We start from the raw sequence: 25,126 nt of genomic DNA on the forward strand, positions 1-25,126 counted from the left end.
GCTCCAATCTTGCCAATCGCCAGCTTGTAATCGATAACAGTCTCAACCTGAAACGAGATAGGGAGAGGCACATGTTACGTTGGGGCATTTTAGGAACTGCAAAAATTGCGCGGGAGCGCTTGGTTCCGGCAATTCATGCAGCAAGCAATGCAAGCCTGATGGGCATAGCAAGCCGTTCACAACAAAGCGCTGACGCGTTTGCCAAAACCCACGGCATTCCGCTTGCCTTCCCAACTTACGAAGCAATGCTGGAAAGCGACCAGATCGATGCAATCTACATTCCGCTGCCCACATCCGCTCACGTTGAATGGACGAAAAAAGTCCTAGACGCGGGCAAACACGTCCTGTGCGAAAAACCGATTGCTCTAGAAGCTGCTCAAATTAATCAGCTCATTTCAGCGCGCGATGAAAGCGGCAAAGTGGCGGCCGAAGCCTTTATGGTCACCTACCATCCGCAATGGCACAAAGTGCGTGATCTGATAGCCGACGGCGCAATTGGCAAATTGCGGCACATCCAAGGCTCCTTTACCTACTTCAACCGTGACCCAAACAATATGCGCAACAAGCCTGAGTTGGGCGGCGGCGGACTTTTGGATATCGGTGTTTACCCAACAGTTACCTCTCGGTTTGTGACGGGCCAAGAGCCAACGCAAGCCTATGCAAAAGTCGAGCGCGATCCAGAATTTGGCACCGACATCTTTGCCAACTGCCAATATCAGTTCGATGGCTTTGATATGAGCTTTTATTGCTCGACCCAATTGGCGGCGCGCCAATCGATGGTGTTCCATGGCGAAAAGGGCTACATTGAAGTGAGCGCGCCGTTCAACGCCGAAATTTTTGATGCAGTTACCGTCACCTTGTCCAACCAAGGACACAACGAGGCGCAAAGCTGGTCGTTTAGCGCTGCCCAGCAATATACATTGCAGGTGGAAGCATTTGGTCAAAAAGTGGCTGGCGATCCTGTTGACCTTTTCACATTGGAAAGCTCTAAACGTAACCAAGCTGCCATCGATGCGCTTTTCGCTTCGGGTGAAAGCGGCAATTGGGAAACGGTTTAGTCATTGGCTTTGCGCAATCCAATTGTGCGGCGGCAAACGTACGGGGAGGGAATGCGACGTGATCAACCGATACAAATGGTATGAAACACTTGGTATTTATGTTGGCATTGCTGCATTTCTCACCTTCATTCTGGCGCCGTTTTTTGAGGCCTTCTTGGTGTCTCTGCGCCCTTGGCGAGAAATTGTCACCATCCCTTATCAAGTCTTCACCGAGGGTATGGGCTTTGGCGCCTACATCTCGGTTTGGCAAAGCATCCCTCTGCTTTGGCTCTACATTTGGAACAGCTTTTTCATTGGCATTAGCGCAACAATCATCACCTTAATTGCGGTAATTCCCGCCGCATGGGCGTTTGCCCGTTTTCGGTTTTGGGGGCGAGACGTTCTGCTTTGGAGCCTTTTGGCCATCAATATGGTTGGCGCAACCACGCTGATCACGCCGCTATTTTTGATGTTGATGAATTTGGGGCTGCTCAATACCTATTGGGCGCTGATCGTGCCCGGCACCGCCTTTTTGATTCCAATTGGCATTTGGCTGCTGCGATCCTACTTCATGAAAATACCGCGCGAACTGGAAGAAGCCGCATGGGCCGATGGCGCATCCCGGCTATATATCTTGCGGCGCGTTATCATCCCAGTTGCAATGCCCGGCATCATCGTGGTCGCCATCGCTACCTTTATCGGCGCTTACTCGCAGCAATTCCTGCTGGCCATCACTTTCAATGCAGATCGATATCTTCATCCCTTGCCCGTTGGGCTGTCGCTTTATTATGGCGGCAGAATGAATGAGGTCATGGCCGCAGGGTTGATGGGTGTTTTGCCAGTTTTGATAATTTTCTTCTTCCTGCAACGCCATATGGTGGCGGGCCTCACCGCCGGTGCGGTGAAGTCGTAAGAGCTGGCGAGCCCGGCAGGTGCATCCAAGACGCCTGTTTTGCAGTTACTGTCGAAATTGCTCATTTGATGAATCAGTTGGACAAGCCGTTGCTGTGTAGGCTTCAATGGGAAAAAGGATTTTTCGATGAGTTATGCTGAGAAGATCTCTACCCATTATCGTCACACAAGCTTGTTGCCTGCCATTCGGGTCGGTCTTGAGAAACAGGGAATAAAGCCAGAAAACGCCAGCGTTGAGGACCTTGGTCCGGTTGACGAGTTTCACATTGGCGGGCGCGCCGCAAGCGAGCATTTCTTGGACCAACTTGAAATCACGCCTTCCCAAAACCTTCTTGATATTGGGTGCGGATTGGGCGGATCGGCACGTTTCGCAGCAAAAACCTACGGCGCAAGGGTTGCTGGAGTTGATCTAACCCCGGAATATATCGAGGCCGGACAAGTGCTTTGCAATTGGGTTGGCCTGTCGGATCGTATCGAACTTAAGCAAGGCAGTGCCCTATCTCTTCCCTATCAGGATGCAAGCTTTGATGGTGCATATATGATACATGTTGGAATGAACATCGAAGACAAACAAACTCTGTTTTCTGAAGTTTTCAGAGTTTTGAAGCCCGGCGCGAAATTCGGCATTTACGACATCATGAAAACCAACGACGAAGAACTCGTTTACCCAGTGCCATGGGCAACAACTTCAGAAACAAGCTGGGTTGCAAAGCCTGATCAATATCGGCACGCGCTTGAAAATAACGGTTTTCGCATTTTGGCGGAAAACAATCGTCGCGATTTCGCAATGGCGTTCTTCACAAAAATGAAGGAAGCAGGCATTGCCGCCGGCGGCCCACCGCCCTTGGGGTTGCACGTGCTCATGCAAAAAACGACTGCTGAGAAAATTCCAAATATGGTCGCCAATCTGGCAGAAAACCGTATTGCTCCAATCGAGATGATTGCGGTGAAGGCCGGTTAAACCGCGGTATGCTAATTAGGCGCAAGGTACGGGGCAGGAGTTTGAAGCTCTCCGGCGCTCCTGTTTTGCTGATGCGCATCATGGACCCTCGGGTCAAGCCCGAGGGTGACGAAGGAAATGAAAGCGCCGCGCCCACAGCCTCATTGTGAGCGTGAGCAATGCCTCATCCTGAACTTGTCGAAGGATAGCCTGGGCGCGCTGTCTGATCACCCTTCAGCAAGCTCATGGTGAGGGAAGTGGGTTCGCAAACTCCTACCCTGCACCGTCCCGCACTTGATGCGGGACCAACTGATTTTGATTGGCTTCACCACACAATCTAACGTCATACTCGGGCACCCAAGTGGCGTTTACGCCATGCGGGCTGACCTGAGTATCCAGAACTGAAGTTGAAAAACACAGAGCTTTAGTTCAACAGAAAGTCAGACCTGGATTCCCGCCTTCGCGGGAATGACGCGTTCGTTGCTTGGTGTCGGCTTTGCAGACAATAATGCCCTCTGAACGCGAGTTGCGTGAATAACCGGTTTAGCGCAAATTGAATTGTTCATCATGCAGCAACAGCCATTGCGCACTTTTGTCCAAAGGCAGATAGTAACGCCATGGCAGCGGAAATTGAGTTCTCATTCAAGGCATTGACGGGTAACGCCCAACGGCACATTCGTGTGTTTCAGCTTCACCAATTCTTGGATCGTTTTGCCATGGGGCTGACGGTTGCAGTGGTCGCACTTACGTTGACGGATCGCGGTATGGACCTCTTTCAGATTTCGCTGCTGTTCGGCGTCTATTCGATAGCAACTGTGGTGATGGAACTACCTTTCGGTGGCTTGGCCGACAACATAGGTCGAAAGCCGGTCTTTCTTGCTGCCGTCATTTCGAGCTTGATATCTTTGGTGCTTTTTTTGTCGTCAAGCGACTTCGGCGTCCTGGCTCTGTCGTTCGCCTTCATTGGTCTTGGGCGCTCCCTACGGTCAGGCACGCTCGATGCGTGGTTCGTCGAAACATTCAAAACTGTTGCGCCAAATGTGGATGTCCAGCCCGCCCTTGCGAAGGCGCATTGGGCAAATGCGATGGGTTTAGCCATAGGTGCGGTTGTAGGAGGGCTCCTGCCTGACGCCTTAGGCGAGTTAAGTCTGCGGTATGGGATCAGCGTCTATGATGTTTCATATTCGGCGAGTTTTATCGTAATGGTAGCCGTGCTGATCTACACCATTTTTGCCATTTCGGAAGAACCGCGTCCGCTAAACCCCAAAGCCATCAAACAAGGCTTCGCAAATGTCCCAAGTGTGATCACCGAAGCCAGTCTCCTCGCGTTGAAGCATCCCGCACTTTCCTTGCTGCTTGCCGCTTTGGCATTGTTCCTATTTGCGACCAACCCCGTCGAAGTGTTTTGGCCGACATACGCCAAACCAATGTTGGATGAAAGCTATGCCAATTCTGCAATTGGCGCGCTAACGGCGTGCTATTTTTTCTCAATCGCTTTTGGTGCGTCCTTGTCCTCCCATATCAGCCGGTTATTCAAGCGTCGCCACGCGGTTACGCTCGCGGCACTTTTTGCTTGTCTCGCGGCTGTTCAGGTCGCTCTGGCAATGCAAGGCGGAATCGTAGGATTTATCGGCGTCTTTATTGTGTATTCAATGGTTCTTGGCGCAAGCGAGACGCCGGCAAGTAGTATCTTGCATAGCTGTGTGGAAGATCGCCAGAGATCAACAATACTGTCGCTGCGATCCCTTATTCAGCAATTGGGTGCTGCTTTGGGGCTGGTCATGGCCGGAGCTGTCGCCGAGGTTTACTCCACGCCCGTTGCATGGATTTCAGGTGCTGTGCTTCTTTTCATTGCGACGGCACTGAGCTTGGTGTTGGCCAAACGGCTGGCTTTGTCCGGTATTAGCTGACAATCGTCGACTATCGCACGAGCAATTCAGAATTTGCAAAGACTCGTTTTGAGCCAACGGCTTAGGCGCTCACTCACCGATCCGTCTCTTGACATTGAACCTCGTTGTTCTAACCTGCACGCATGTTTAAAGATGTACTGGCAACGCTTGCCGCATTAATTTTTTTCATTATGGTGCTCGGGCCTAGCTTAGTTCTGGTCCTAATGAGACAATCGGGGCAACTTCCCTACAAATATAGAGACAAATATTCTGGCCATCTCTATTTAAAATCCGGCAAGACCTCGCATCAAGAAGACATGCGGCAAAATCGGATATACGCAAAGCGATTAAACAAGATTTTGTTATCGATTTGCGGCGTAGGTCTGTTTCTCGTCATCGCGTTGAATTTGATTATTGTCCTGTAGCAGTCACGTTTGCCGCTAACCACGCCCCTTCAAACCACGCCCGAGCTTTAACAAGCTTTCGCGCAATTCAGGGTTTTCGATGCCTTCAACCATTTGGGCGAGCGATTTTTCTTCGCCTTCACTCAAGCGCCGTTGGGTGGGCTTTTTCGCTTCTTCTAATTGCGGCACAAAGGGGCGGCGGCTGGGTTTGATTTTATCGACCAGATAAAACCCGAAATAGCGGTTGATCGCACCTTTGATGGTTTCGGTTTCGTGGGTGAAGGCGAGGGCGTGAATCGGGTCCACGCGCACCGTCAGCACCGCGCCCACATGCGGGTTCATTTCGCTTTCGCGCGGCCAATTCAGCTTGTCCGGCACCACACCCTTGTCGAATGGCGCGCTGACAATGGTCGACCATCGCATCAACAATTCGGAATTGGCGAAGCCGCGCTTGCGCACCATTGGCTCAATCGCCCGTTCGGCCAATTCAGCAATCGAAGCGGAGCGGCGCAATCGTTTCGGCGTTTTCGGCTTTTTGTCGGCCATTACTCATCCAAATTGTCTTGATCGGACGTATCTTGTTTGTCGCGTCCAAATCACCCATAACCCCATCATGCCAGAAATCAACCGCCACAAAAACGATAAATCAAACAAACCGCCCATCGATGCCGCCGCGCTGTTGGCGTGGTACGACAATAATGCGCGGGCATTGCCTTGGCGGGTTAGCCCGGCAGACCGGGCGCGCGGCGTTGCGCCTAACCCATATTTTGTGTGGCTATCCGAAATTATGCTGCAGCAAACAACGGTGCCAACCGTTGGGAAATATTTTGCCGCTTTCACTTCTCGTTGGCCAACGGTCCAAGATTTGGCCGCAGCAGATCGGGACGATGTGCTGAAGGAATGGGCGGGGCTCGGCTACTATGCGCGGGCCCGCAACCTGCACGCTTGCGCCAATATGGTGGTGGATGAATTTGGCGGCGACTTCCCGCAAACCGCCGCTGAATTGATGAACCTGCCAGGCATCGGGCCATATACGAGCGCCGCAATTGCCGCCATTTGCTACGATCAGCAAGTGGCCGTGGTCGATGGCAATGTGGACCGGGTGGTGGCGCGGTTCACAGCGCTGGATCAGCCAGTGCGTGATGCAAAACCGTTCGTCAAATCGTTCGTGCAGCAATCCGTGCCAAAACGGGCAGGGGACTTTGCCCAAAGCTTGATGGATTTGGGCGCAACCATCTGCGCGCCGAAGCGGGCCAATTGCTTGATTTGCCCAATCGCTGAAAATTGCCAAGGCACCAAAACGGCAGACCCAACCAACTTTCCTGTGATGCCAGCGAAAAAGCAAAAGCCCAAACGGGCGGGCCATGCCTTTGTGGTGGAAAACGCAAAGGGCGAAATCTGGTTGCAGCAGCGGCCAGAAAAAGGGCTGCTGGCGGCGATGACCGAGGTGCCAGGGAGCGAATGGCATAAATTGGCAGAAATTAAGTCAGATACAATTCCTGAGCCAGAATTTCCAATTCGGGGCGAATGGCGAAATTGCGGCAGCATCGAACATGTGTTCACCCATTTTGCGTTGACCCTGACGGTTTGGAAACTAAATTCTGATGAGGCGCCAACTCAAAAGGGTTGGTGGTCAAAAAAGCAGAATTTGGATGCTGAGGCGCTGCCAACGGTGTTCAAAAAGGTGTTGGCAAAAACGTTCGAAGAATAGGCCGGAATATTGCGTGAATCTTGCAGAATTTGAACCGACATTCCATTACAGTTTTTGCCAGTTATCCTCGCACAAAAAAAGACCGCTGATCAAATGACCAGCGGTGAGTTGCCTGAAATGTTTGGAGGTCTTGTCAGGCCGAAAGTTTGTTCATGGTCGCACGAATTTGTGTGCGGAAATCATCGATAAGGGTCATTTCGCCCTCACGGTCTAGGTGCCAATAGGTCCAGCCATTGCACGCTGCCGCGTCTTGCACCAAAGCGCCTACCTTGTGGATCGAGCCTTCGTGTCCATTGCAGATCAGCGAACCGTCTGCACGCACCGTGGCTTCATATTTACGTTTAGAATCAACGAGTTTCGCGCCGGGCATAATCAAGCCTTGCTCAATCAGGGATCCAAAGGCGACGCGTTTTTCAGCTCGTTTGCCCTTAACGGTTTCCAGCACAATTTTCTCAAGCGGCTTGATCGATGCGATGCGTTTTAGCGCAGCATTGATATAGTCGCCTTCGCGCTCGCAGCCGATAAAGTGTCGACCCAACTTTTTCGCTACAGCGCCCGTGGTGCCAGTGCCAAAGAATGGATCAACAACAACATCACCAGGCTTAGTTGTGGCCATAAGTACCCGATATAAAAGGCTTTCTGGCTTTTGGGTCGGGTGAACTTTGTCGTCATTCTCGTCCTTCAATCGTTCGCCGCCAGTGCAAATTGGAAACAACCAATCAGAGCGCATTTGCGTATCGTCGTTGGATTGTTTAAGCGCATCATAATTGAAAGTCGGCTTAGAATTTTGATCTCGAGTTGCCCAAATTAGGGTCTCATGCGCATTGGTGAAGCGCGTACCCCGAAAGTTCGGCATTGGGTTGGATTTGCGCCAGATAATGTCATTCATCATCCAGAACCCAAGGTCCTGCAAAATCGCACCTACGCGGAAAATATTGTGGTAGGAGCCGATCACCCAGAGCGCGCCATTCGGCTTTAGGATACGTTTTGCAGCGCCCATCCAATCGCGGGTGAACTGGTCATAGTGTGCATAGTCAGAAAACTTGTCCCACTCATTGTGCACACCATCCACATTAGACTGATCAGGACGCGTAAGTCCTTTTTCTAATTGAAGAAAATAGGGTGGGTCTGCGAATACGAGGTCAACAGACGCCTCAGGCAAAGAATTCATATGCTCAATGCAATCGCCCACCAAAATGGTGTCTAGTGGCAAATACTCAGAGCCCTTTTCGCCTTTAGAGCGAAGCGACGCATCAACTGGCGCCGACGAATGCTTGTTACGCAACATTCTATATACCTTGAACGCAAAACTACTATGCCATTTGTAATTTCTTAGGGTTAAGGGGGCGCTAAAACTTATGGTAAACCAAAGGTAAAGCTTGCAATTTGCATGCTAAGCGGCTGTTTTGAATCAGCTTTTTTGTGCGATTATCTCTGCAATTGGTTTGAAATCAGCCCGATGATGCGGCGTTGCGCCTTGTGATTTCAGCGCTTTCATATGCTGTGCAGTGCCATATCCCTTATGCTTACCAAACCCATAATCGGGCAATGCGTCGCCAAGCAATTCGCACATCCGGTCGCGGGTGACCTTGGCAATGATGGACGCGGCAGCTATCGACAGGGACCTGCTATCGCCTTTAATCAATGCCTGCCCGCGGCAGGGTAGTTGGGGCGGAATATCCCGCCCATCAATCAATGCAATGTCTGGCGTTTTCGCCAAAGCTTTTACCGATTGCGCCATTGCGTGAAGCGTTGCACCGCGAATGTTGCGCTCAAAGATGGTCGTCGGCGGTGCAGAGCAAATGCCTACAAACGCTGTTTCCATGATCGCATCATAAAGCGCATCGCGCTTTTTCGCGGTCAGCTTTTTGCTATCATTCAATCCGTCCGGAATGGCTTGATGATCAAGGATTACTGCAGCCGTAACCACCGGCCCGGCCAACGGCCCACGGCCTGCCTCATCAACACCACAAACAACTAAGCCTTTGGCGCGAAATTGTTCTTCAATCAAGAAGTCAGGTCCGTCAGGAAATAGAGAAGGCTGGGAATCGGTTTTTCGCATGTCGACAGGTTTACAGTTTTCTTCGGCGGCGCCAACTCATGTTCACATTGGCTGCGACAAAACGATCCTTGCGTAACACATTGTCTGACAATAATCTCGTCGCATTCATATTGGGCGCTGAGCGCGGTCGAATGCCAGATTGGCTCGACAACCGCGGCGTTTCAGCCCCGTTGGATGGTCTGATCGGGGCGTGCAAACCGGAGCAAACCCGATGAAAACGATCATTGAACCATTTCGAATTAAGTCCGTAGAACCAATTCGCTTCACCACAATGGAGGAGCGCCGCGCACTGGCGAAAGACGCGCACTACAACCTTTTCAGCCTGCATGCGGACGATGTGCTGATTGACCTTTTGACAGACAGTGGCACTTCCGCCATGAGTGCCGCGCAGTGGGGCGCCGTAATGAATGGCGATGAAAGCTATGCCGGTTCGCCTTCATTTGAGCGATTTGAAGGCGCGGTGCGCCATCTCATGGACTTCAAACACATCATACCCACGCATCAGGGCCGGGCCGCAGAGGCTATTTTGTTTTCGATTTTGGGGGGCGAAGGCAAGAAGGTACCATCGAACACGCACTTCGATACGACGCGTGGAAATATCGAAGCCACAGGCGCCCAAGCCCATGATCTTTTGATTGCTGAAGGCAAAGACCCAAGCAATCTACACCCTTTTAAAGGCAATATCGATATTGAACGGCTCGACGCTTTTCTCAAAGAGCATGGCGACGCGGTGCCGTGCGTGATGATCACGGTTACAAATAATGCTGGCGGCGGCCAACCTGTGAGCCTTGCCAATATCCGTGAAACGGCTGCAACGGCCCGCAAATATAATTTGCCATTCATCATTGATGGGTGCCGGTTTGCTGAGAATGCCTACTTCATCAAACAGCGAGAGGAAGGGCAGGGCGATAGAGAAATCGCAGACATTGTACGCGATATGTTCGAGTTGGCTGATGGCATGACCATGAGCGCCAAGAAAGACGCATTCGCAAATATCGGTGGATGGCTGGCGCTGAACGATGATGAGTTGGCGCAAAAGGCGCGCAACCGCTTGATCATGACCGAAGGTTTTCCAACTTATGGTGGCTTAGCCGGCCGTGATTTGGACGCGATTGCGCAGGGACTTAGCGAAATCGTAGATGAGGAATATCTCAAATACCGGGTTCGTTCTAACGCCTATATTGTCGAGCGGTTAGACGCATTGGGCGTGCCTGTGGTCAAACCGGCTGGCGGACACGCAGTGTTTGTTGATGCACGCAGTTGGCTCCACCATATCGATCCGTTGCAATTTCCCGGGCAGGCTTTGGCTGTAGCTCTTTATGAAATGGGTGGTATCCGCGCATGCGAAATTGGCACGGTTATGTTTGGCCGCGCGCCTGATGGCAGTGAAAAACCTGCAGCGATGGATTTGGTGCGGCTTGCGATGCCGCGTCGCGTATATACCCAATCACATGCCGACTACATTGTTGAGGTCTTTGAGGAGCTAAGTGCCACCAAGGACAAGTTGCCCGGCTATCGAATAACAGAAGAGCCACAAGCGATGCGGCACTTTACCGCCAAGTTTGCGCCGATCAATGACTAAGCGGATTGGGTTGGGGGCTATCCCTCAACCCTCAAATAACCTGTTAGCCCAGTTTTCTGGTGCTCAATCACGTGGCAATGAAATGCCCAGTCGCCTTCATTGTCGGCGACCAGGGCCACATCCATCGTTTCGTCTGATAACAAAAGTGCCGTGTCTGTGAACAATGGCGGCAATGGGCGTTTGTCTGATCTTAACAGCTTAAAGGCCAATCCATGTAAATGAATCGGATGGTCGTTGGGTGTGTTGTTGCGCAGGCGCAAAATGTAGCTTTTGCCCTTCTTCATTACCGCCAGTGGATCAAGCGGGCCGGGCGTATCGCCCAGCCATGGCTTGCGATTGATCGACCAAAACACATAGCCCAGTGAACCACATATGCTTTCAAGCGGTTCGCCTCCATCCGGCGTCCAACCAAAAGTAAAATCTAGAATCTCAGCATTGGTAAGGTCCGGTTCTTTTACAGGGTTATTCGGCAAGGGTTTCAAATCTGCCATGGATCGACCCAGCGATCTCCCAACGGCGCGAAATGTTGCCATCAATCGGGGACCCGCCAGCGTGTTGAGTATTAATTTAGCAGTTTCGCCTTCGCGTTCTGGCATGCGAAGCGCAATGTCGGCGCGCTGGCCAGGGCTGAGCAGAACATCCGTTGCCGGCAAAGGCGCTGGAACAGGGTGGCTGTCCAGAGCAATGACTTGAGCTTGGCCACCGTTAATTTGGTAAGTACCAACCCGGGTGACATCAGTCACGGCCAACCGCAATCGCACCAAACTGCCAGAAGTAAGGTCATAAGTCGGCTTTTGCCGCCAATTGACCGTGGAAATGGTGCCGAGCGTGCCGCCTCTAGCAGCAAGCCGGGGCGTGAATAGCGAGACAAACTGCCCATCATTGCCGAGGCGAAAATCACGAATATTGAGCGGAAGATCTTGATCAAAGCCGACTTCTTCAGGCTCTTCAACAATCAACATACCGGTCATGCCTCGAGCCATCTGGTCAAGAGTGTTGCAGTGTGGGTGATACCAAAATGTACCTGCGTCTGGCGACCAGATATCGTATCTGTGGGTTTCACCCATCGCAATCGGCTTTTGCGTGAGATATGGCACACCATCTTGCGCGTTTTCGTGCCGCAACCCGTGCCAATGCACAATGCTAGCTTCGCGCAAATTATTGGTCACATCGATAGACAGTTTTTGATGCTGCTTTAGCCGGATGGTCGGTGCAGGCCCGTCTGTGCCAAACCCCATCATTTGATTGGTGATGTTTTCTGGCACAATTTCGTGCGAGGTGTAGTTCAGAGGTAATTGCAAATCAGCCGACAGGGCTTTATTCGCAAACGCATAAGTTGCAGTGGAGGCGGCAAGCGTGGCGGAAGTGCCCAGCAAGAATTCGCGGCGAGACATGCCCAGCATAAATTATGACCCTAATCTGGTTTCACGGCGCGACCTGAAACACATCGAATTGCTGATGCGAGGCGACACTAACCGAACCGTTGACCGGAGCCAACGGACAAATGGTCACAATTGTAACTTGCGTCAAAACAAGCTGAGTTGATCATCCGTTTGTGCTGGCGGTGAAAACAAATCGGTGCGCAAATGCGGCAAGCGCTTCTTTAGACCATTCTTGTTCATCGACAACTCAAAACGACGCTGCAATTGATAAGCATATGGACCTTGGCCGGACATGCGCGAACCATATCTGGGGTCATTATCACGTCCACCGCGCACATCGCGCACCAAATTCAATACATGCCGCAGTTTGTCAGGGTAGTACCGCAGCAACCATTCTCGGAACAAGTTGCGCACCTCTCCGGGTAAACGCAGCATAATCATGCCAGCGGAAATTGCACCTTGCGCTGCTGCAGCGTCGAGAATTTTTTCCAGTTCGCTGTCATTGATCGCCGGGATCATTGGTGCGGCCATTACCATGGTCGGGATGCCTGATTGGCTGAGCAGCTCAACCGCCTCTAACCGTTTAGACGGCGTGGAAGCGCGTGGCTCCAGTTGACGGCTCAACTTGTGGTCAAGCGTTGTGATTGTCATCGCCACATGGACCAAATTGTTTTTGGCCAGTTCTGTCAGCAAATCAAGGTCGCGCACCACAAGCGCAGATTTGGTGACAATGGTCACAGGGTGCTGAAACTCGACAAACACCTCGAGCAATTGCCGCATGATCTTCTTTTCACGCTCAATCGGTTGATAGGGGTCGGTATTGGTGCCGATGGCAATTGGCTTGGCCACATACTTTTTGCGGCTCAACTCTTCGCGGAGCCTTTCAGCCGCATTTACTTTGGCATAGAGCTCGCGCTCAAAATCCAAGCCAGCCGAATGCCCCAAATAAGCGTGTGTTTGACGCGCGAAACAATAAGAGCAGCCATGTTCGCAACCGCGATAGGGATTGATAGATCGATCAAAATTGAGGTCAGGAGACTCGTTCTTGGTGATGATAGTCTTCGCACGTTCGTCGCGCACATTTGTTTTAAATGCGTCTAGTGTGTCCAATGACTGCCAACCATCATCAAAGGTTTCGTTCTGAAAAATCTCATAGCGTCCTGAAACATTGCTTTGCGCCCCTCGGCCACGATTGCGCCCAGGGTTGACCATTTTATTGGTCAAAATGTCATGATCAGCGCTTTTAGCGATGCGCGCCAGACTGTCTGGCGGTGGCGGGAATGCAGCGTGAATTGCCATTTTGACCTCGCGATTGAAAGGTTAACAAATCGTTCTAACTAAATAGAACAAAATGAGAACAAAAAGTCAATCAGAATTCGCGACGTCAACGCCAGCACCGGTTAGAACTGGGTTCTAGCGACTTGAATATTTCGGCAAGACTTCCAGAAAGTTGCACGGTTTGTGCCGCGAATCGAGTTGGAAGTTGATCACCCCTTGCCAGCCATCACGGCACGCGCCACGTGAACCGGGCAGGCAGAAAATCAAAGTTTCGCCAGCTAGACCGCCAGTGGCACGACTTTGAATGGTCGACGTGCCGATTTGTGCGGCAGAATATTGGTGAAATAGAACTGAAAATCCGTCCATGACTTTATCAAACAAAGGCTCTAGCGCCTCTGGCGTCACGTCGCGTTGTGAAAAACCTGTTCCGCCGGTTGTGATCACCACGTCAATATCGGCATTCGAAATCCATTGCTGCACCCGTTGACGGATCAATTGCTTGTCGTCGGTCACGATATCCCGATCCAGCACGTTGTGGCCGCTTTCTTCGATCATCTCTTTCAACAAAGCGCCGGAATCGTCCGTTTCCAAAGTGCGCGTGTCGGACACGGCAAGCACTGCGAAATTTAGCTTCACCATTTCTTGGGTGTCATCGATCTTAGACTTGAACATCTAGCTTATTGCTCCGAACAAATTACAATTTGCGCGACATTGGCAGCATTGTTGTTGCGCTTCAATGATCTAAAGCAAACAAATCGGCATATTGGCTTGAGAATTTTTAAAGCGCCGCCAGTTTCGATTTAAGGCTTAGAAGGTCTTGCCAGGCCAACGCTTTTTGTGCTGGCTGACGCAGCAAATAGGCAGGGTGAAGTGTGGCAATACCAGCACACGAATGAGCGCCCAAAGTGACATCTCGCCATTCGCCGCGCACACGCAAAATGCCTGCGTCTGTTTCAAATATGGTTTTCGCAGCCGGACCGCCCAAAGTGACAATGAATTTTGGCGCAACCAGTTCCACTTGGCGAACAAGGAATGGCATGCAAACTGCGGTTTCGGCGGGTGTTGGATTGCGATTTCCCGGCGGTCGCCACGGCAAAGTGTTGGCAATAAAAACCTTGTCTCTATCCAAGCTGATGGCGGCAAGCATGCGGTCCAGCAGTTGACCGGAACTGCCAACAAATGGCGTGCCTTGCATGTCTTCTTCGCGCCCAGGTGCTTCCCCAATCACCATGATTTCGGCTTCCGGGTTCCCATCGGCAAACACCAAGTTTGTCGCTCGATGCTTCAGCGGACAACCATCAAAGCCTTCCATGGCGGTGCGCAACGCGTCCAAGCTTTCAGCAGCAGCGGCGATTGCTTTGGCTTCGTCCACATTGTGCGTTTCCGGCTGCATATGGCTTTGCGGTGCGGGCGGACTGTCAGCAGCCGACGCGGTGGGGCTTGTTGGTCTTGTTGCCGCGGTGTTTGCAACAGATTTCTGCATAACCTTGGGCGCCGCAAATCGATCGACCGGTTCGTCGTCCAATGCGATATCAACGCCCATGGCGCTATACCATTCCAAGGCGGCGCGCATTGCACCTATGTCATTGCCATTTTGTTGCATGGTATCATGCTATCACGCTGAGAGAACCAATGTCATGGAGATGTTTGCCTTCCAACCAAACTGTGAACAAAGTTTTCCGCCTAAATGGTTGCGCAAGCGCCACAAAATGGCCAATCTCAGGCATAATGAGTACCCAAGCGATTCAGTTGAAAGAAGAAAGCCAGTTCTAGTGAACAAGAAATTGAAGTTGATTCTCGCGTCCTTCGGCGCATCTTTGATGGCGCTTGGCGCGTGCACCGCCTCGGTTGCGCAAGAAATGCCAAACACAGAAGGTTTTCGCGTCGTCCAAACTTCAACTTCTGGCAGTTTCTTGGCGGGCCGGGGCGCTTATGAAGACCGACGCGCAAAAGTTGCCGCGAATTACTTCGAAGACGCTCTTGATTCAAATTGGGACAATTTGGTTCTGCAAGAGCGCGCGTTTAAAGCGCTGTTGGCATCTGGTCAGGTTGAAAAGGCTGAAGCGATTGCGCGGCGCTTGGTCGAAGCGGCGCCAAACTACGAAGTCGCAAAACTTGTTTTGGGTGCGGTTGCTTTAAAAGAGAGACGCTACAAGTCAGTTGAAAAGGACTTGAGCGGCTCTTCGCTCAACACGCTTTATGGCATCACTTCAAATGTCATTCTGGCTTGGAGCTATATTGGCAATGGCAAACCCGAACTTGGCTACCGCACCGTTGAAGCGATTACTCAAGATGGGTTCAAGAACTTTCTGGTCTTCCAACGCGCATTGATGGCCGACGTGGGCGGCAACAAGCAGATGGCGCGCTCACTATATGAACAGGCTTATGATGCAGATCCGTTTGTCTTTTCGATTGTTGAGGCTTATGCGCGGTTCCTCGCAAACAATGGCGAGTTTGATCAATCCCTTGAGGTAATTGAGCGCGTACTTGAGCGCGGGGTGACCAACATCGAATTGGAGCAATTGGCTCAAAAAGTGCGGGCAAAGAAACGCCCGGGCCGGATGACGGAGAACGCGCAGGAAGGCGCTGCCGAATTGCTTCGCGGCTTGTCGTCTGCATTATCACGTGAAGGCGCATCAGAGCCGTCTTTGATGCTCGTAAGGGTGGCTGGATATATGAACCCGAAATCGGTTCAAATCGCTTTTGCGACAGCAGATTTTTTGGAGCGTGCGGAACGTTACGAACAAGCCAACGAGATATATGAAAGCATTCCGCAGTCGTCATTGCACTATCATTCGGCGCTGGTTCGCAGTGCAGAAAATTTGCGCGAACTTGAGCGCAGCGCGGAAGCGATAAAGCGATTAAACAACATCGTTGCCATTGAGCCAGACAACCTCGTTGCGATAACTGCTCTTGGCGACACGCTCCGGTTCGAAAAACAATATGAAGAGGCTGAAAAGGCATATACGCGCGTATTGGACATGACCGGCGGCGAGCGCCTGATTGATTGGCATTTATATTATGTGCGCGGCATTGCTTTCGAACGTCAGAAGAAATGGGACCAAGCCGAGGCGGATTTCAAACGAGCGTTGGCACTTTATCCTGACCAACCGCAGGTTCTAAACTATTTGGGTTATAGCTGGGTTGATCAGGGCATGAACCTAGAGCAAGCACTAGGTATGATTGAAACGGCAGTAAGCTTGCGTCCGAATGACGGCTACATTGTTGATAGTCTAGGCTGGGCTTACTACAAACTTGGTCGATATGAAGATGCGGTTGAAACACTTGAACGTGCGAACCGACTAACGCCGAGCGATCCAACAATTTCAGATCATTTGGGTGACGCATATTGGCAAGTGGGTCGCAAGCGCGAAGCGGGTTTCCAATGGGCGAAAGCCAAAGAAATGGACCCAGACGAAGAGTTGCTTGAAAAGTTGGATGCAAAGCTGGCTGAAGGTCTAATCGCCGATGCGGGATAGCGCACAATGAGTGTTTGGAGCGAACCTGCGCCTGCGAAAATCAACCTGTCTTTGCATGTTGTCGGCCAAACCGACAAGGGCTATCACCAATTGCAGGGGCTAACGGTTTTCACCAAATTGTGTGACGAACTAAGCGCGCAAGAGGCCAAAAAGGATAGCCTTGATATCACCGGTCCATTTGCAAAAGCGCTCGCCGGCGAGCGTTCAAACATTATCCTGAAGGCTTTTCAATTGTTTCGGCAACACTGGCCAAATTCGTTGCCCGATGGTTTGCATGTTTCACTAGACAAAATGCTTCCTGTCGCGGCGGGAATAGGCGGTGGTTCAGCCGATGCTGCTGCAGCGCTTCGTATGGCTGCGCGTATATCGGGGCGCAATGTTGTCATTGGTGAACTGTCGGAAATCGCCTTGGAACTTGGCGCAGACGTGCCAATGTGCTTGTTTTCAAGAACTTGCTTGATTGGCGGCGTTGGCGAAAAAATTCAAATTGTTGATCCATTTCCAAAATTGCATTTGGTGCTTGCAAACCCTGGTGTTGCCGTTCCAACCGCGGAAATATTCCGCAAATTAAAGTCCAAATCAAACCCTGCATTGCCGCCACTTCCAACCGAAGTTGAGCACAGTGCAGCCCTTGCGCTATGGCTCCAGGATACGCGGAATGATTTGGAGTTGCCGGCTTTTGAAATGGTGCCGCAACTATCTGAACTAACTAGGGAAATAAACAAGCTGCCTGGTTGCATTTTGTCCCGGATGTCTGGTTCAGGCGCCACTGTTTTTGGTGTATTCGGTGCTGAAACACCTGCCATGTCAGCGGCTCAACAATTGCACCAATTATTTCCAAACTATTGGGTCGCCCAAACACCCGTTATGTAAACTGCAGAAGTAAAACTGCTTAACACTTTAATAGTTACACTTTTATCTGACCTTTCGACAAATTCTCAAAACCCATGTGCCACACTTTAACTTCGATGAAAGTGAGTGGGTATTGCTATGATATCTAATGAGAACATGTTGCAGCCGTTCCAAATCATCTACGCCAGCCTAGCTAACCGCCGACTGACGCAGGACGAGATTCGCGACTTGCTGCATATCGCTAGAAAAAACAATCAAAGTGTCGATGTGGGGGGCATGCTTGTCTATCATGACAATTGTTTCCTGCAAGTTCTGGAAGGGCCGCGCATCGCAGTAGAAGCCATCTACATGCGCGTAAAAACTGACCCGCGACACCGCAATGTGAAACTGCTTCTGCGCTGCGGCATAAGCGAAACGGAATTTGGCGATTGGTCAATGGCCTATGTCGACACTGACGGCAAAAACAAGGGCCTGAAGGGTTATGTCGACTATCTAGATCAGCTCGACAAGCAAATTGTCAGCGACTCGCAAGCGATGCGTGTGCTTAGTCGGTTCAAAAAAGGTGACTGGCGAGATCTGGTGCTCGAAGAAGTGGCGGACAAGAGCGCTTAAGCAGCACGCTCAACGCAATAGTCCGCGATCTCAATGAGAATGTGGGCGCCATTGCGCGCCGCAAGTGGGGCAAGTGCCGCTTTTGCTAGATTGGCGTGCTCATAAGCGCGATCCAATGTCACTTTTAGCGCACCGCTTTCTTTCATGATCGCCACAACGCGCGCAACAGTCTGCTCGTTCGCTTCAGGATCACCTAGGTTTTCGCGGATGAACTGAGCGTCAACATCATTTGTATTTTGCAGGGCGTGCAAAATTGGCAGGGTCATTTTGCCTTCACGCAGATCGTCGCCGACATTCTTGCCGATGGTGCCCGAAAGACCACCATAGTCGAGCACGTCGTCAACAAGTTGAAAAGCAATACCTAGTTCCGCGCCGTACTTTTTCAATGCAGTACGATCAGCTTCGCTTGCGCCGCCAGCCATTGCACCAACTTCAGTTGCAGCTTCAAAAAGCGCAGCGGTTTTAGCCTTGATCACTTCAAAATAATCATCAACTTTTGTCGTTAGGTCTTTTGCCTTGGACAGCTGGAAGACTTCACCTTCCGCGATAATTGCAGCTGAGCGTGAAAGGATACCAAGTGCATCCAGATTGCCCGCTTCCACCATCATCATGAAAGCTTGGCCGAGCAAAAAATCGCCGACCAACACACTGGCCGAATTTCCCCAGATTTTACGTGGCGCGAGTTGCCCGCGACGCTTGTCGCTCTCATCGACCACGTCGTCATGCAGCAACGTGGCGGTGTGCATAAACTCAACAGCCGCAGCGTAGGATACATGTTGATTGTCGCGCGGCTCAAACATCATCGCAGCTGCAACGGTCAACATAGGGCGCAAGCGTTTGCCACCTGCAGAAATGAGATAATTCGCAATTTCCGGCACCATTTCCACATGTGAATCCACACGTGAAAGTAGCAGCTCATTGACCTTTTCCATCTCGGCGTTGGTGTGCTCGATCAACTGCTCAACAATTGGTTGGTCAGTAATCTTGGCAGCCGTTGCTTCAATAGTACTCATATTCTCTCGCCCCAACGCACTTTATTGCGCGTCAACTAATCTCATTATCCGTTGAGAGCTTTAAGCTACAACGACGGAATTCGCAAATCATCTTGTTGCTATTGGTCCCAATGTAATAGCCTTATGCTATAAGCTTTGGGCAGACACCAATCTCAACCGAATGAGCGCATCACGCATTTTATGTCCGTAGACCAGCCAGATCCGAATGTAAAACAGCAATATGTCACACAAGACGCGTTCTTGGGGGGCGAGTTGCATATTTTACAGCCGAAGAAAGGATTTCGGGCTGGTGTAGATAGCGTGTTGCTTGGCGCCGCGGTTTCACAAGATGCAAACTCATTGCTTGAATTAGGCGCAGGGGTCGGCGTTGCCTCCTTCACAGCGCTGGTGCACCGCCCGCATTTAAGCGCGCACTTAGCCGAGATATCGAGCGAGGCGATTGAGCTGTGCGCAACAAATGCCAAAAACAATGGGCTCAGCGATCGCGTGCAGATTGGCCAACTCGATATCATGGCAACCGGTCCAGAACGCGAAGCGGCAGGCTTGAAGCCGGATCATTTTGATTGTGTGATCGCCAACCCACCATATTTCGACGATAAATCAGTATCTTTGCCGCAAGACCAATATGGCGCACAAGCCCACGCGCATGCCAAAGATTGCCTGGAGAAATGGGTGAAAGTTGCAGTTAGCGCAGCTTCCGCCACCGCTGAGATAATTTTCATACACCGTGCTGAAGCCATCAACGACTTGTTGCGCGCATATGATCGACGCATCGGCAACATTTCAATTTTACCCATCATGTCGCGCCCTGGTCAGCCTGCCAGTCGCGTGTTGCTGCGTGGTAAAAAGGGGTCGCGTGCGCCAACCACCTTGCTCTCACCCCTTCATCTGCACGGTGAAACGGGTCGTGAGTTTTCCGCTGACGTTGAAAGAATTTTGATGGGAAAAGCGTGCCTGCACTGGTAGAAGCGCATTTGATGCCTACATATCGGCAACAAGAATAAACCAGGGGATAATAATGACTTCAGATTTCGACCCAGCTAACAATGCTGTTCCTGCACCATGGCATGTGCGGCTGCTTGGCCGTGACAAAACGGTCATTCCTGTGGTGCGCCTTTCTGGCGTCATCGAGGCAGCTTCCCGACCAGGACGGATCAACATCCAAAGCGCTGCGCCTTTGCTAAAGCGCGCATTTGGTATTAAGCGCGCACCTGCCGTTGCAATTATTATCAACTCGCCAGGTGGTTCGCCCGTCCAGTCGAGGTTGGTTGCAAAATATATTCGTGATTTGGCGGAAGAAAAAGAAAAACAAGTCTTGGTTTTCGTTGAGGATGTTGCCGCATCTGGTGGCTACTTCATCGCAACCGCTGGCGACGAGATTATTGCCGACCCATCGTCAATTGTAGGGTCAATCGGCGTGATTTCAGCGAGCTTTGGATTTGAAGAGGCAATTGAAAAGATCGGCGTGAAGCGTCGTCTCTATACAGCGGGCAAAAACAAATCGACACTTGATCCGTTTTTGCCGGAGAAAAAGGCCGATATTGATCGGTTGAAAAAACTTCAGCTCGATATTCATGACGTGTTTATCGACTACGTGAAATCTCGCCGTGGCGACAAGCTCGACACAGAGAACAAAGATTTGTTCACAGGCGAATTCTGGACGGCCAAAACCGCGATTGATTTTGGGCTGGTCGATAAACTCGGCGATATGCACGAAGTGCTGCGCGAAAAGTTTGGCAAGAAAGTAAAGATCGAACGCATCACGCCAAAGAAACCACTTTTTGGTGTGCCACGGCTTCCATTTATGCAAATTGGTGCATCAGATGAAAGTTTCACTGACGATTTGATTTCGTCCGTCGAAGCGAAGTCCATGTGGAGCCGTTTCGGACTTTAGCTGCATTGAGGAGGGCGCGCATATGTGGTTGAAAATACTTACCTTTGTGATCGTAGCTGTAGCGATCGCATATGGCTTGCGCGCCATTCGCCGGAACATCAATGACTATTTTGCAGACGTTGATAAGGATAAACTGAAGCGCGATCGCGAAGATCGAAGGCGCTCGGACATTGTTGATCTCAAACGCGACCCCAAAGATGGTGTTTTCCGACCCGGCGACAACAAAAAAGATGACGATAAGGACGCTTGATAAATTGAGCGTCGCGCATTAGGTTCGCGCCTGCAATTATCCACGCCAGCTTGGCCGATCGACAAAAGGTTGCGACACAATGAGCGACACCAAACTTCCTGCGCATATGGACCCAAAGAACTCGTTTCAGGGTTTGATTTTGACATTGCAAAATTTCTGGGCCGACCAAGGCTGCGTTATTTTGCAACCCTATGACATGGAAATGGGCGCTGGTACATTTCACCCTGCGACTACCTTGCGCGCGCTTGGTCCAAAACCTTGGCGCGCTGCTTATGTGCAGCCTTCGCGTCGTCCAACCGACGGTCGATATGGCGAAAACCCAAACCGTTTGCAGCACTTTTATCAGTACCAAGTTATCCTCAAGCCATCACCTGAAAATTTGCAAGAGCTTTATCTGCAGTCGCTTTACGCGATCGGGATTGACCCCAAGGTGCACGACTTGCGGTTTGTGGAAGACGATTGGGAAAGCCCAACACTTGGCGCATGGGGACTTGGTTGGGAATGCTGGTGTGACGGCATGGAAGTCAGCCAATTCACTTATTTCCAACAAGTTGCGGGTTATGAATGTGCGCCGGTTTCAGGTGAATTGACTTATGGCTTAGAGCGGATTGCCTGCTATTTGCAAAATGTCGATAGCATCATGGAATTGAACTTTAATGGCCGTGAAGGTGACGAAAAGATCACCTATTCAGACGTATTCTTGCAAGCTGAGCAAGAATTCTCTCGCTACAACTTTGATCACGCCAATACGGATATGTTGTTCCGTCACTTCAAAGACGCTGAAGACGAGTGCAAAGCGCTTTTAGAAGCGGGCCAAGATGGCAATCAGCACAAACTAGCAATGCCCGCCTATGAGCAGTGTATCAAAGCATCGCACGCTTTCAACTTGCTTGATGCGCGCGGCGTTATCTCAGTCACGGAGCGTCAAAGCTACATTTTGCGCGTACGCGAATTGGCCAAAGCTTGTGGTGGCGCGTGGCTGCAAACTGAATCTGGCGGCGCTTAAGTCTTTAAATTGCATTTCTTATCTCCTATATCGGGCGTGTACTGAAAAGGAGATGTGCAATGAGGCGGAATAAGAACCGACGCATTGCCGCACCGCCAAACGCTGCGGCAAAGGCGCTGAGTGAGAACCAATTCAAGCTCAAAGTCGTCAAAAACAAGCGTGAATATTCGCGCAAGATTAAACACAAAAAGGGACATTTGGATAATCGCCAAAATGTCCCTTTTTTATTGGCCGCTTAGTCGTTCACAAGTTGCAACTCTTTGTATAAACTCGCGGCAAAAATCCATATGGGAGGCGCTGCGTCATGGAAATTTTCTGGGTACTTTTCTCAATTATTATCGCCGTGGGCATCTATGCCATCATGGCCTACAACAATTTGGTCAAAAATCGACAAATGGTTGAAGAAGGCTGGTCCGGCATTGATGTGCAGCTGAAACGCCGGGCGAACCTAATCCCGAACATGCTCGAAACTGTCAAAGGCTATATGAGCCACGAAAAAGAAACGCTGCAAGCAGTGACCGAAGCACGCGCAGCCGTTCAGGGCGCGGGCAATGCATCTCCTGCCGAACGTAGCAAGCTGGAAGGCATTTTGTCTGGAGCGCTGGGAAAACTCATCGCTGTTGCCGAAGCTTATCCTGATCTTAAAGCGGACAGCACGTTCCTTGAATTCCAAGGCGCCTTGCAAACAACTGAAGACGAAATTCAGCTGTCGCGCCGCTATTACAACGGGGCTGTGCGCAACATGAATGTGATGGTCGAGAGCTTCCCGTCAAACATCATCGCTAACATGTTTCAATTCTTTAAAGCTGAATATTTCGAGCTTGAAAATGAGGCTGACCGCGCCGTTCCAGATGTATCATTCTAAAGTCAATATGAAGGCTGTTCTTTCACGCTTTCTATTTGTTTTTGCATTTCTTTTTGTCTCTGCGCCCGCGTTGGGCGCGGAGGCAATTATCTCGCATTCTTCCATAATCGATGTGCAAACAGATCGCTCGATTATTGTCACTGAAACAATTCGTGTGAAATCAGAAGCACGAGAGATTAAGCGCGGCATATGGCGCTATATTCCAACAGAGTCGCGCGGCGACAATGGTTATGCCATTGATCATGGACTTGAAGTGCTCGAAGTTCTTCGAGACGGCAAACCGGACGACTGGCATTCAGAATCTGAGGCAAGCGGCGAGCGGATCTATATCGGCAATGCGGATGTATTTCTTAAGCCTGGAATATACACCTACAAGCTGAAATACCGGACTTGGCGACTGGTGCGAGACTTGCCAGAGGCGGATGAAATCTATTGGAACGCGACAGGAAATTTCTGGAACTTCCCCATTCAGGCAGCGGTCGCACAGGTGCGGTTGCCTGAAGGAGCGAAAATCCAACAAGCCCGTGTGTTCACCGGTGGTTTTGGTAGCACAGCCAACAACGGCATGATCACCTATGACGGCGCTTTGAACATCATTTTTAGATCAAACCAAGCATTCGCACCCGGCGAAGGTATGAGTGTGGTCGTTGGATTTGAAAAAGGCTTGATGGAACCTCCTTCAGATTGGGACCGGTTTTGGACCTATATCTCAGATCGACGTGCACTTTTCCTACCTGCGCTTAGCTTTTTGATTGTATTTGCGTACTTTTACTCCGCATGGAATGCGGTTGGACGAGACCCGCAAAAGGGCACCATCATTCCACTGTTCTATCCCCCGAAGAACTTTTCTCCTGCGCTCACACATTATGTGCATAATTTCGGGTGGAAAAAATCGGGCTGGACAGCATTTACCGCTGCTTTGATCTCGCTGGCGACAAAAGGGCTGGTTAAGCTGGGCCAATCAGGCAAGGACACCAAAGTAACCGTTACCGACAAAGAGCCGGATGATTTGCCAAGCGGTGAACTAAAACTCTACACGTGGTTCCATGCTAAGGGTTCGGTGACCATCAACAAGGATATCGGCAAAGGCCTTCATGAACTACATGCAGACTTTATCGAGACAATTGAAGACGAAAACCGCCGGACCTATTTCAATCGCAACACGGGATTTATCATACTAGGTCTGGCGCTGTCGCTTTTAAGCTTGGTCGGTATGCTTTACTTCGAGGTTTTGCATTTCGTTTGGTTGGTGGTGGCAATTGTTGCTGGCATTTTTGTCGCTATGGTGTCTGGTATGTTGTCCCACGCCGGCAAAGGCGTTCGCATTTCGCGGGGCATTGGCTTCTTTATCTTCTTTGTGCTGTTAAGCAATGTTTCATCAGGGTTTCTCGCATCGCTGGACTTGTTTGATTTCGGCGCGCTTTATACAGGCGATTTTTGGGCAAGCACCAAGGGGTTTGTGCAAGGACAACCGGGCGCAATTGCTGCGATATCGATTGTGGTTATCAATGTAGGGTTTGGCTTGACCATGCGCGCTGCGACTGTGCAAGGGCGCAAAATTATGGACCAGATTGAGGGCTTTAAACTTTACATGGAGACGGCCGAGAAGGAGCGTCTGAATATCCACGGCGCACCCGACCTTACGGTGGAGCGATTTGAAAAAATCTTGCCCTACGCCGTTGCACTGGGCGTTGAAAAACCGTGGTCAGAGCATTTCGAAAAAGAATTGGCACGTAACGCCGTGAATCCAGATGACCAGAGTTACAACCCCGCGTGGCATACAGGGCGCGGCTGGCGAACAAGTCGGATTGCTTCCAATATCGCTTCTACTGCTTCTGGTATGAGTGCCGCCATGATCGCAGCGCAACCAGCGTCATCATCGTCATCCGGTTTTTCTTCGGGCGGTGGTTTTTCTGGCGGCGGCGGTGGCGGTGGCGGAGGTGGCGGCTGGTAAGCGC

At 50.9% G+C, this 25,126-nt stretch carries 25 protein-coding genes; 17 read left to right on the forward strand and 8 right to left on the reverse strand.

Features of this window, described 5'->3' with window-relative positions; all coding sequences use genetic code 11:
- The first annotated feature begins 71 nt into the window (after positions 1 to 71).
- The 4 genes from QQL65_RS10215 (at position 72) to QQL65_RS10230 (ending at position 4,799) form a co-directional block, all read left to right on the forward strand.
- Complete coding sequence (locus QQL65_RS10215; RefSeq protein WP_284364210.1) at positions 72 to 1,058, forward strand: Gfo/Idh/MocA family protein; 987 nt, start codon at positions 72 to 74, stop codon at positions 1,056 to 1,058.
- Positions 1,059 to 1,116: 58 nt separating this feature from the next.
- Positions 1,117 to 1,950: a carbohydrate ABC transporter permease gene (locus tag QQL65_RS10220; RefSeq protein ID WP_284364211.1), complete on the forward strand. Its 834-nt coding sequence runs from the start codon at positions 1,117 to 1,119 to the stop codon at positions 1,948 to 1,950.
- Between the two features lie 126 nt (positions 1,951 to 2,076).
- Positions 2,077 to 2,910, forward strand: a complete 834-nt coding sequence (locus QQL65_RS10225; protein WP_284364212.1) for a class I SAM-dependent methyltransferase — start codon at positions 2,077 to 2,079, stop codon at positions 2,908 to 2,910.
- 596 nt (positions 2,911 to 3,506) lie between these two features.
- A complete protein-coding gene (locus tag QQL65_RS10230) occupies positions 3,507 to 4,799 on the forward strand; it encodes an MFS transporter (protein ID WP_284364215.1) in 1,293 nt (430 codons plus the stop codon).
- 419 nt (positions 4,800 to 5,218) lie between these two features.
- On the opposite strand, the gene QQL65_RS10235 is transcribed toward QQL65_RS10230, so the two are convergent.
- A complete protein-coding gene (locus QQL65_RS10235) occupies positions 5,219 to 5,728 on the reverse strand; it encodes a DUF721 domain-containing protein (protein ID WP_284364217.1) in 510 nt (169 codons plus the stop codon).
- 67 nt (positions 5,729 to 5,795) lie between these two features.
- Here QQL65_RS10235 and mutY point away from each other — a divergent pair, with 67 nt between their 5' ends.
- Complete coding sequence (mutY, locus tag QQL65_RS10240) at positions 5,796 to 6,893, forward strand: A/G-specific adenine glycosylase (protein WP_284364219.1); 1,098 nt, start codon at positions 5,796 to 5,798, stop codon at positions 6,891 to 6,893.
- Positions 6,894 to 7,026: 133 nt separating this feature from the next.
- Here the strand turns inward: mutY and QQL65_RS10245 are convergent, their stop codons facing one another.
- Both QQL65_RS10245 and rnhB read right to left on the reverse strand, forming a co-directional pair.
- Positions 7,027 to 8,181 (reverse strand): site-specific DNA-methyltransferase, encoded by a 1,155-nt coding sequence (locus QQL65_RS10245; protein WP_284364220.1) that lies wholly within the window; start codon positions 8,179 to 8,181, stop codon positions 7,027 to 7,029.
- A gap of 123 nt (positions 8,182 to 8,304) precedes the next feature.
- Positions 8,305 to 8,955: a ribonuclease HII gene (gene rnhB, locus QQL65_RS10250; RefSeq protein ID WP_284364223.1), complete on the reverse strand. Its 651-nt coding sequence runs from the start codon at positions 8,953 to 8,955 to the stop codon at positions 8,305 to 8,307.
- Between the two features lie 38 nt (positions 8,956 to 8,993).
- Here rnhB and QQL65_RS10255 point away from each other — a divergent pair, with 38 nt between their 5' ends.
- Both QQL65_RS10255 and QQL65_RS10260 read left to right on the forward strand, forming a co-directional pair.
- On the forward strand, positions 8,994 to 9,170 hold the full coding sequence (locus QQL65_RS10255) for a hypothetical protein (protein ID WP_284364226.1): 177 nt from the start codon (positions 8,994 to 8,996) through the stop codon (positions 9,168 to 9,170).
- Positions 9,167 to 10,537, forward strand: coding sequence for a tryptophanase (locus QQL65_RS10260; RefSeq protein ID WP_284364228.1), 1,371 nt, complete (start codon positions 9,167 to 9,169; stop codon positions 10,535 to 10,537). Before QQL65_RS10255 ends, QQL65_RS10260 begins: the two co-directional genes overlap by 4 nt.
- Before the next feature lie 17 nt (positions 10,538 to 10,554).
- Here the strand turns inward: QQL65_RS10260 and QQL65_RS10265 are convergent, their stop codons facing one another.
- The 4 genes from QQL65_RS10265 to QQL65_RS10280 form a co-directional block, all read right to left on the reverse strand.
- The gene (locus QQL65_RS10265) at positions 10,555 to 11,940 is read right to left on the reverse strand and encodes a multicopper oxidase family protein (RefSeq protein WP_284364231.1); all 1,386 of its coding nucleotides are present in this window, start codon (positions 11,938 to 11,940) and stop codon (positions 10,555 to 10,557) included.
- Between the two features lie 123 nt (positions 11,941 to 12,063).
- The gene (locus tag QQL65_RS10270; RefSeq protein ID WP_284364232.1) at positions 12,064 to 13,218 is read right to left on the reverse strand and encodes a PA0069 family radical SAM protein; all 1,155 of its coding nucleotides are present in this window, start codon (positions 13,216 to 13,218) and stop codon (positions 12,064 to 12,066) included.
- 114 nt (positions 13,219 to 13,332) lie between these two features.
- Entirely contained in the window at positions 13,333 to 13,869 is a 537-nt protein-coding gene (moaB, locus tag QQL65_RS10275) for a molybdenum cofactor biosynthesis protein B (protein ID WP_284364235.1), read from the reverse strand.
- Positions 13,870 to 13,975: 106 nt separating this feature from the next.
- On the reverse strand, positions 13,976 to 14,800 hold the full coding sequence (locus tag QQL65_RS10280) for a uracil-DNA glycosylase (RefSeq protein ID WP_284364238.1): 825 nt from the start codon (positions 14,798 to 14,800) through the stop codon (positions 13,976 to 13,978).
- A 181-nt stretch (positions 14,801 to 14,981) separates the two neighbouring features.
- On the opposite strand from QQL65_RS10280, the gene QQL65_RS10285 reads away from it, so the two are divergent.
- From QQL65_RS10285 to QQL65_RS10295, 3 genes are all read left to right on the forward strand, one after another.
- Positions 14,982 to 16,676, forward strand: a complete 1,695-nt coding sequence (locus QQL65_RS10285) for a tetratricopeptide repeat protein (protein WP_284364240.1) — start codon at positions 14,982 to 14,984, stop codon at positions 16,674 to 16,676.
- 6 nt (positions 16,677 to 16,682) lie between these two features.
- Positions 16,683 to 17,549, forward strand: coding sequence for a 4-(cytidine 5'-diphospho)-2-C-methyl-D-erythritol kinase (locus tag QQL65_RS10290; protein ID WP_284364243.1), 867 nt, complete (start codon positions 16,683 to 16,685; stop codon positions 17,547 to 17,549).
- A 117-nt stretch (positions 17,550 to 17,666) separates the two neighbouring features.
- The gene (locus QQL65_RS10295; RefSeq protein ID WP_284364245.1) at positions 17,667 to 18,140 is read left to right on the forward strand and encodes a BLUF domain-containing protein; all 474 of its coding nucleotides are present in this window, start codon (positions 17,667 to 17,669) and stop codon (positions 18,138 to 18,140) included.
- On the opposite strand, the gene QQL65_RS10300 is transcribed toward QQL65_RS10295, so the two are convergent.
- Positions 18,137 to 19,153, reverse strand: coding sequence for a polyprenyl synthetase family protein (locus QQL65_RS10300; RefSeq protein WP_284364248.1), 1,017 nt, complete (start codon positions 19,151 to 19,153; stop codon positions 18,137 to 18,139). The two genes, QQL65_RS10295 and QQL65_RS10300, sit on opposite strands and share 4 nt — an antisense overlap.
- 180 nt (positions 19,154 to 19,333) lie before the next feature.
- On the opposite strand from QQL65_RS10300, the gene QQL65_RS10305 reads away from it, so the two are divergent.
- The 7 genes from QQL65_RS10305 to QQL65_RS10335 all read left to right on the forward strand — a co-directional run bounded on the left by QQL65_RS10305 (position 19,334) and on the right by QQL65_RS10335 (position 25,122).
- A complete protein-coding gene (locus tag QQL65_RS10305; protein WP_284364251.1) occupies positions 19,334 to 20,119 on the forward strand; it encodes a tRNA1(Val) (adenine(37)-N6)-methyltransferase in 786 nt (261 codons plus the stop codon).
- A 52-nt stretch (positions 20,120 to 20,171) separates the two neighbouring features.
- Complete coding sequence (locus QQL65_RS10310; protein ID WP_284364254.1) at positions 20,172 to 21,047, forward strand: S49 family peptidase; 876 nt, start codon at positions 20,172 to 20,174, stop codon at positions 21,045 to 21,047.
- A gap of 22 nt (positions 21,048 to 21,069) precedes the next feature.
- On the forward strand, positions 21,070 to 21,297 hold the full coding sequence (locus QQL65_RS10315) for a hypothetical protein (protein WP_284364257.1): 228 nt from the start codon (positions 21,070 to 21,072) through the stop codon (positions 21,295 to 21,297).
- Positions 21,298 to 21,403: 106 nt separating this feature from the next.
- Positions 21,404 to 22,303 (forward strand): glycine--tRNA ligase subunit alpha, encoded by a 900-nt coding sequence (locus QQL65_RS10320; RefSeq protein WP_379863717.1) that lies wholly within the window; start codon positions 21,404 to 21,406, stop codon positions 22,301 to 22,303.
- A 59-nt stretch (positions 22,304 to 22,362) separates the two neighbouring features.
- Positions 22,363 to 22,542, forward strand: coding sequence for a hypothetical protein (locus tag QQL65_RS10325; RefSeq protein ID WP_284364263.1), 180 nt, complete (start codon positions 22,363 to 22,365; stop codon positions 22,540 to 22,542).
- Between the two features lie 65 nt (positions 22,543 to 22,607).
- Positions 22,608 to 23,168 (forward strand): LemA family protein, encoded by a 561-nt coding sequence (locus QQL65_RS10330; protein ID WP_284364265.1) that lies wholly within the window; start codon positions 22,608 to 22,610, stop codon positions 23,166 to 23,168.
- Positions 23,131 to 25,122, forward strand: a complete 1,992-nt coding sequence (locus QQL65_RS10335) for a DUF2207 domain-containing protein (protein WP_284364267.1) — start codon at positions 23,131 to 23,133, stop codon at positions 25,120 to 25,122. The genes QQL65_RS10330 and QQL65_RS10335 overlap by 38 nt, the downstream gene beginning before the upstream one ends.
- Positions 25,123 to 25,126 lie beyond the last annotated feature (4 nt).

Source organism: Maritalea porphyrae (genome assembly GCF_030159895.1).
GTDB lineage: Bacteria > Pseudomonadota > Alphaproteobacteria > Rhizobiales > Devosiaceae > Maritalea > Maritalea porphyrae.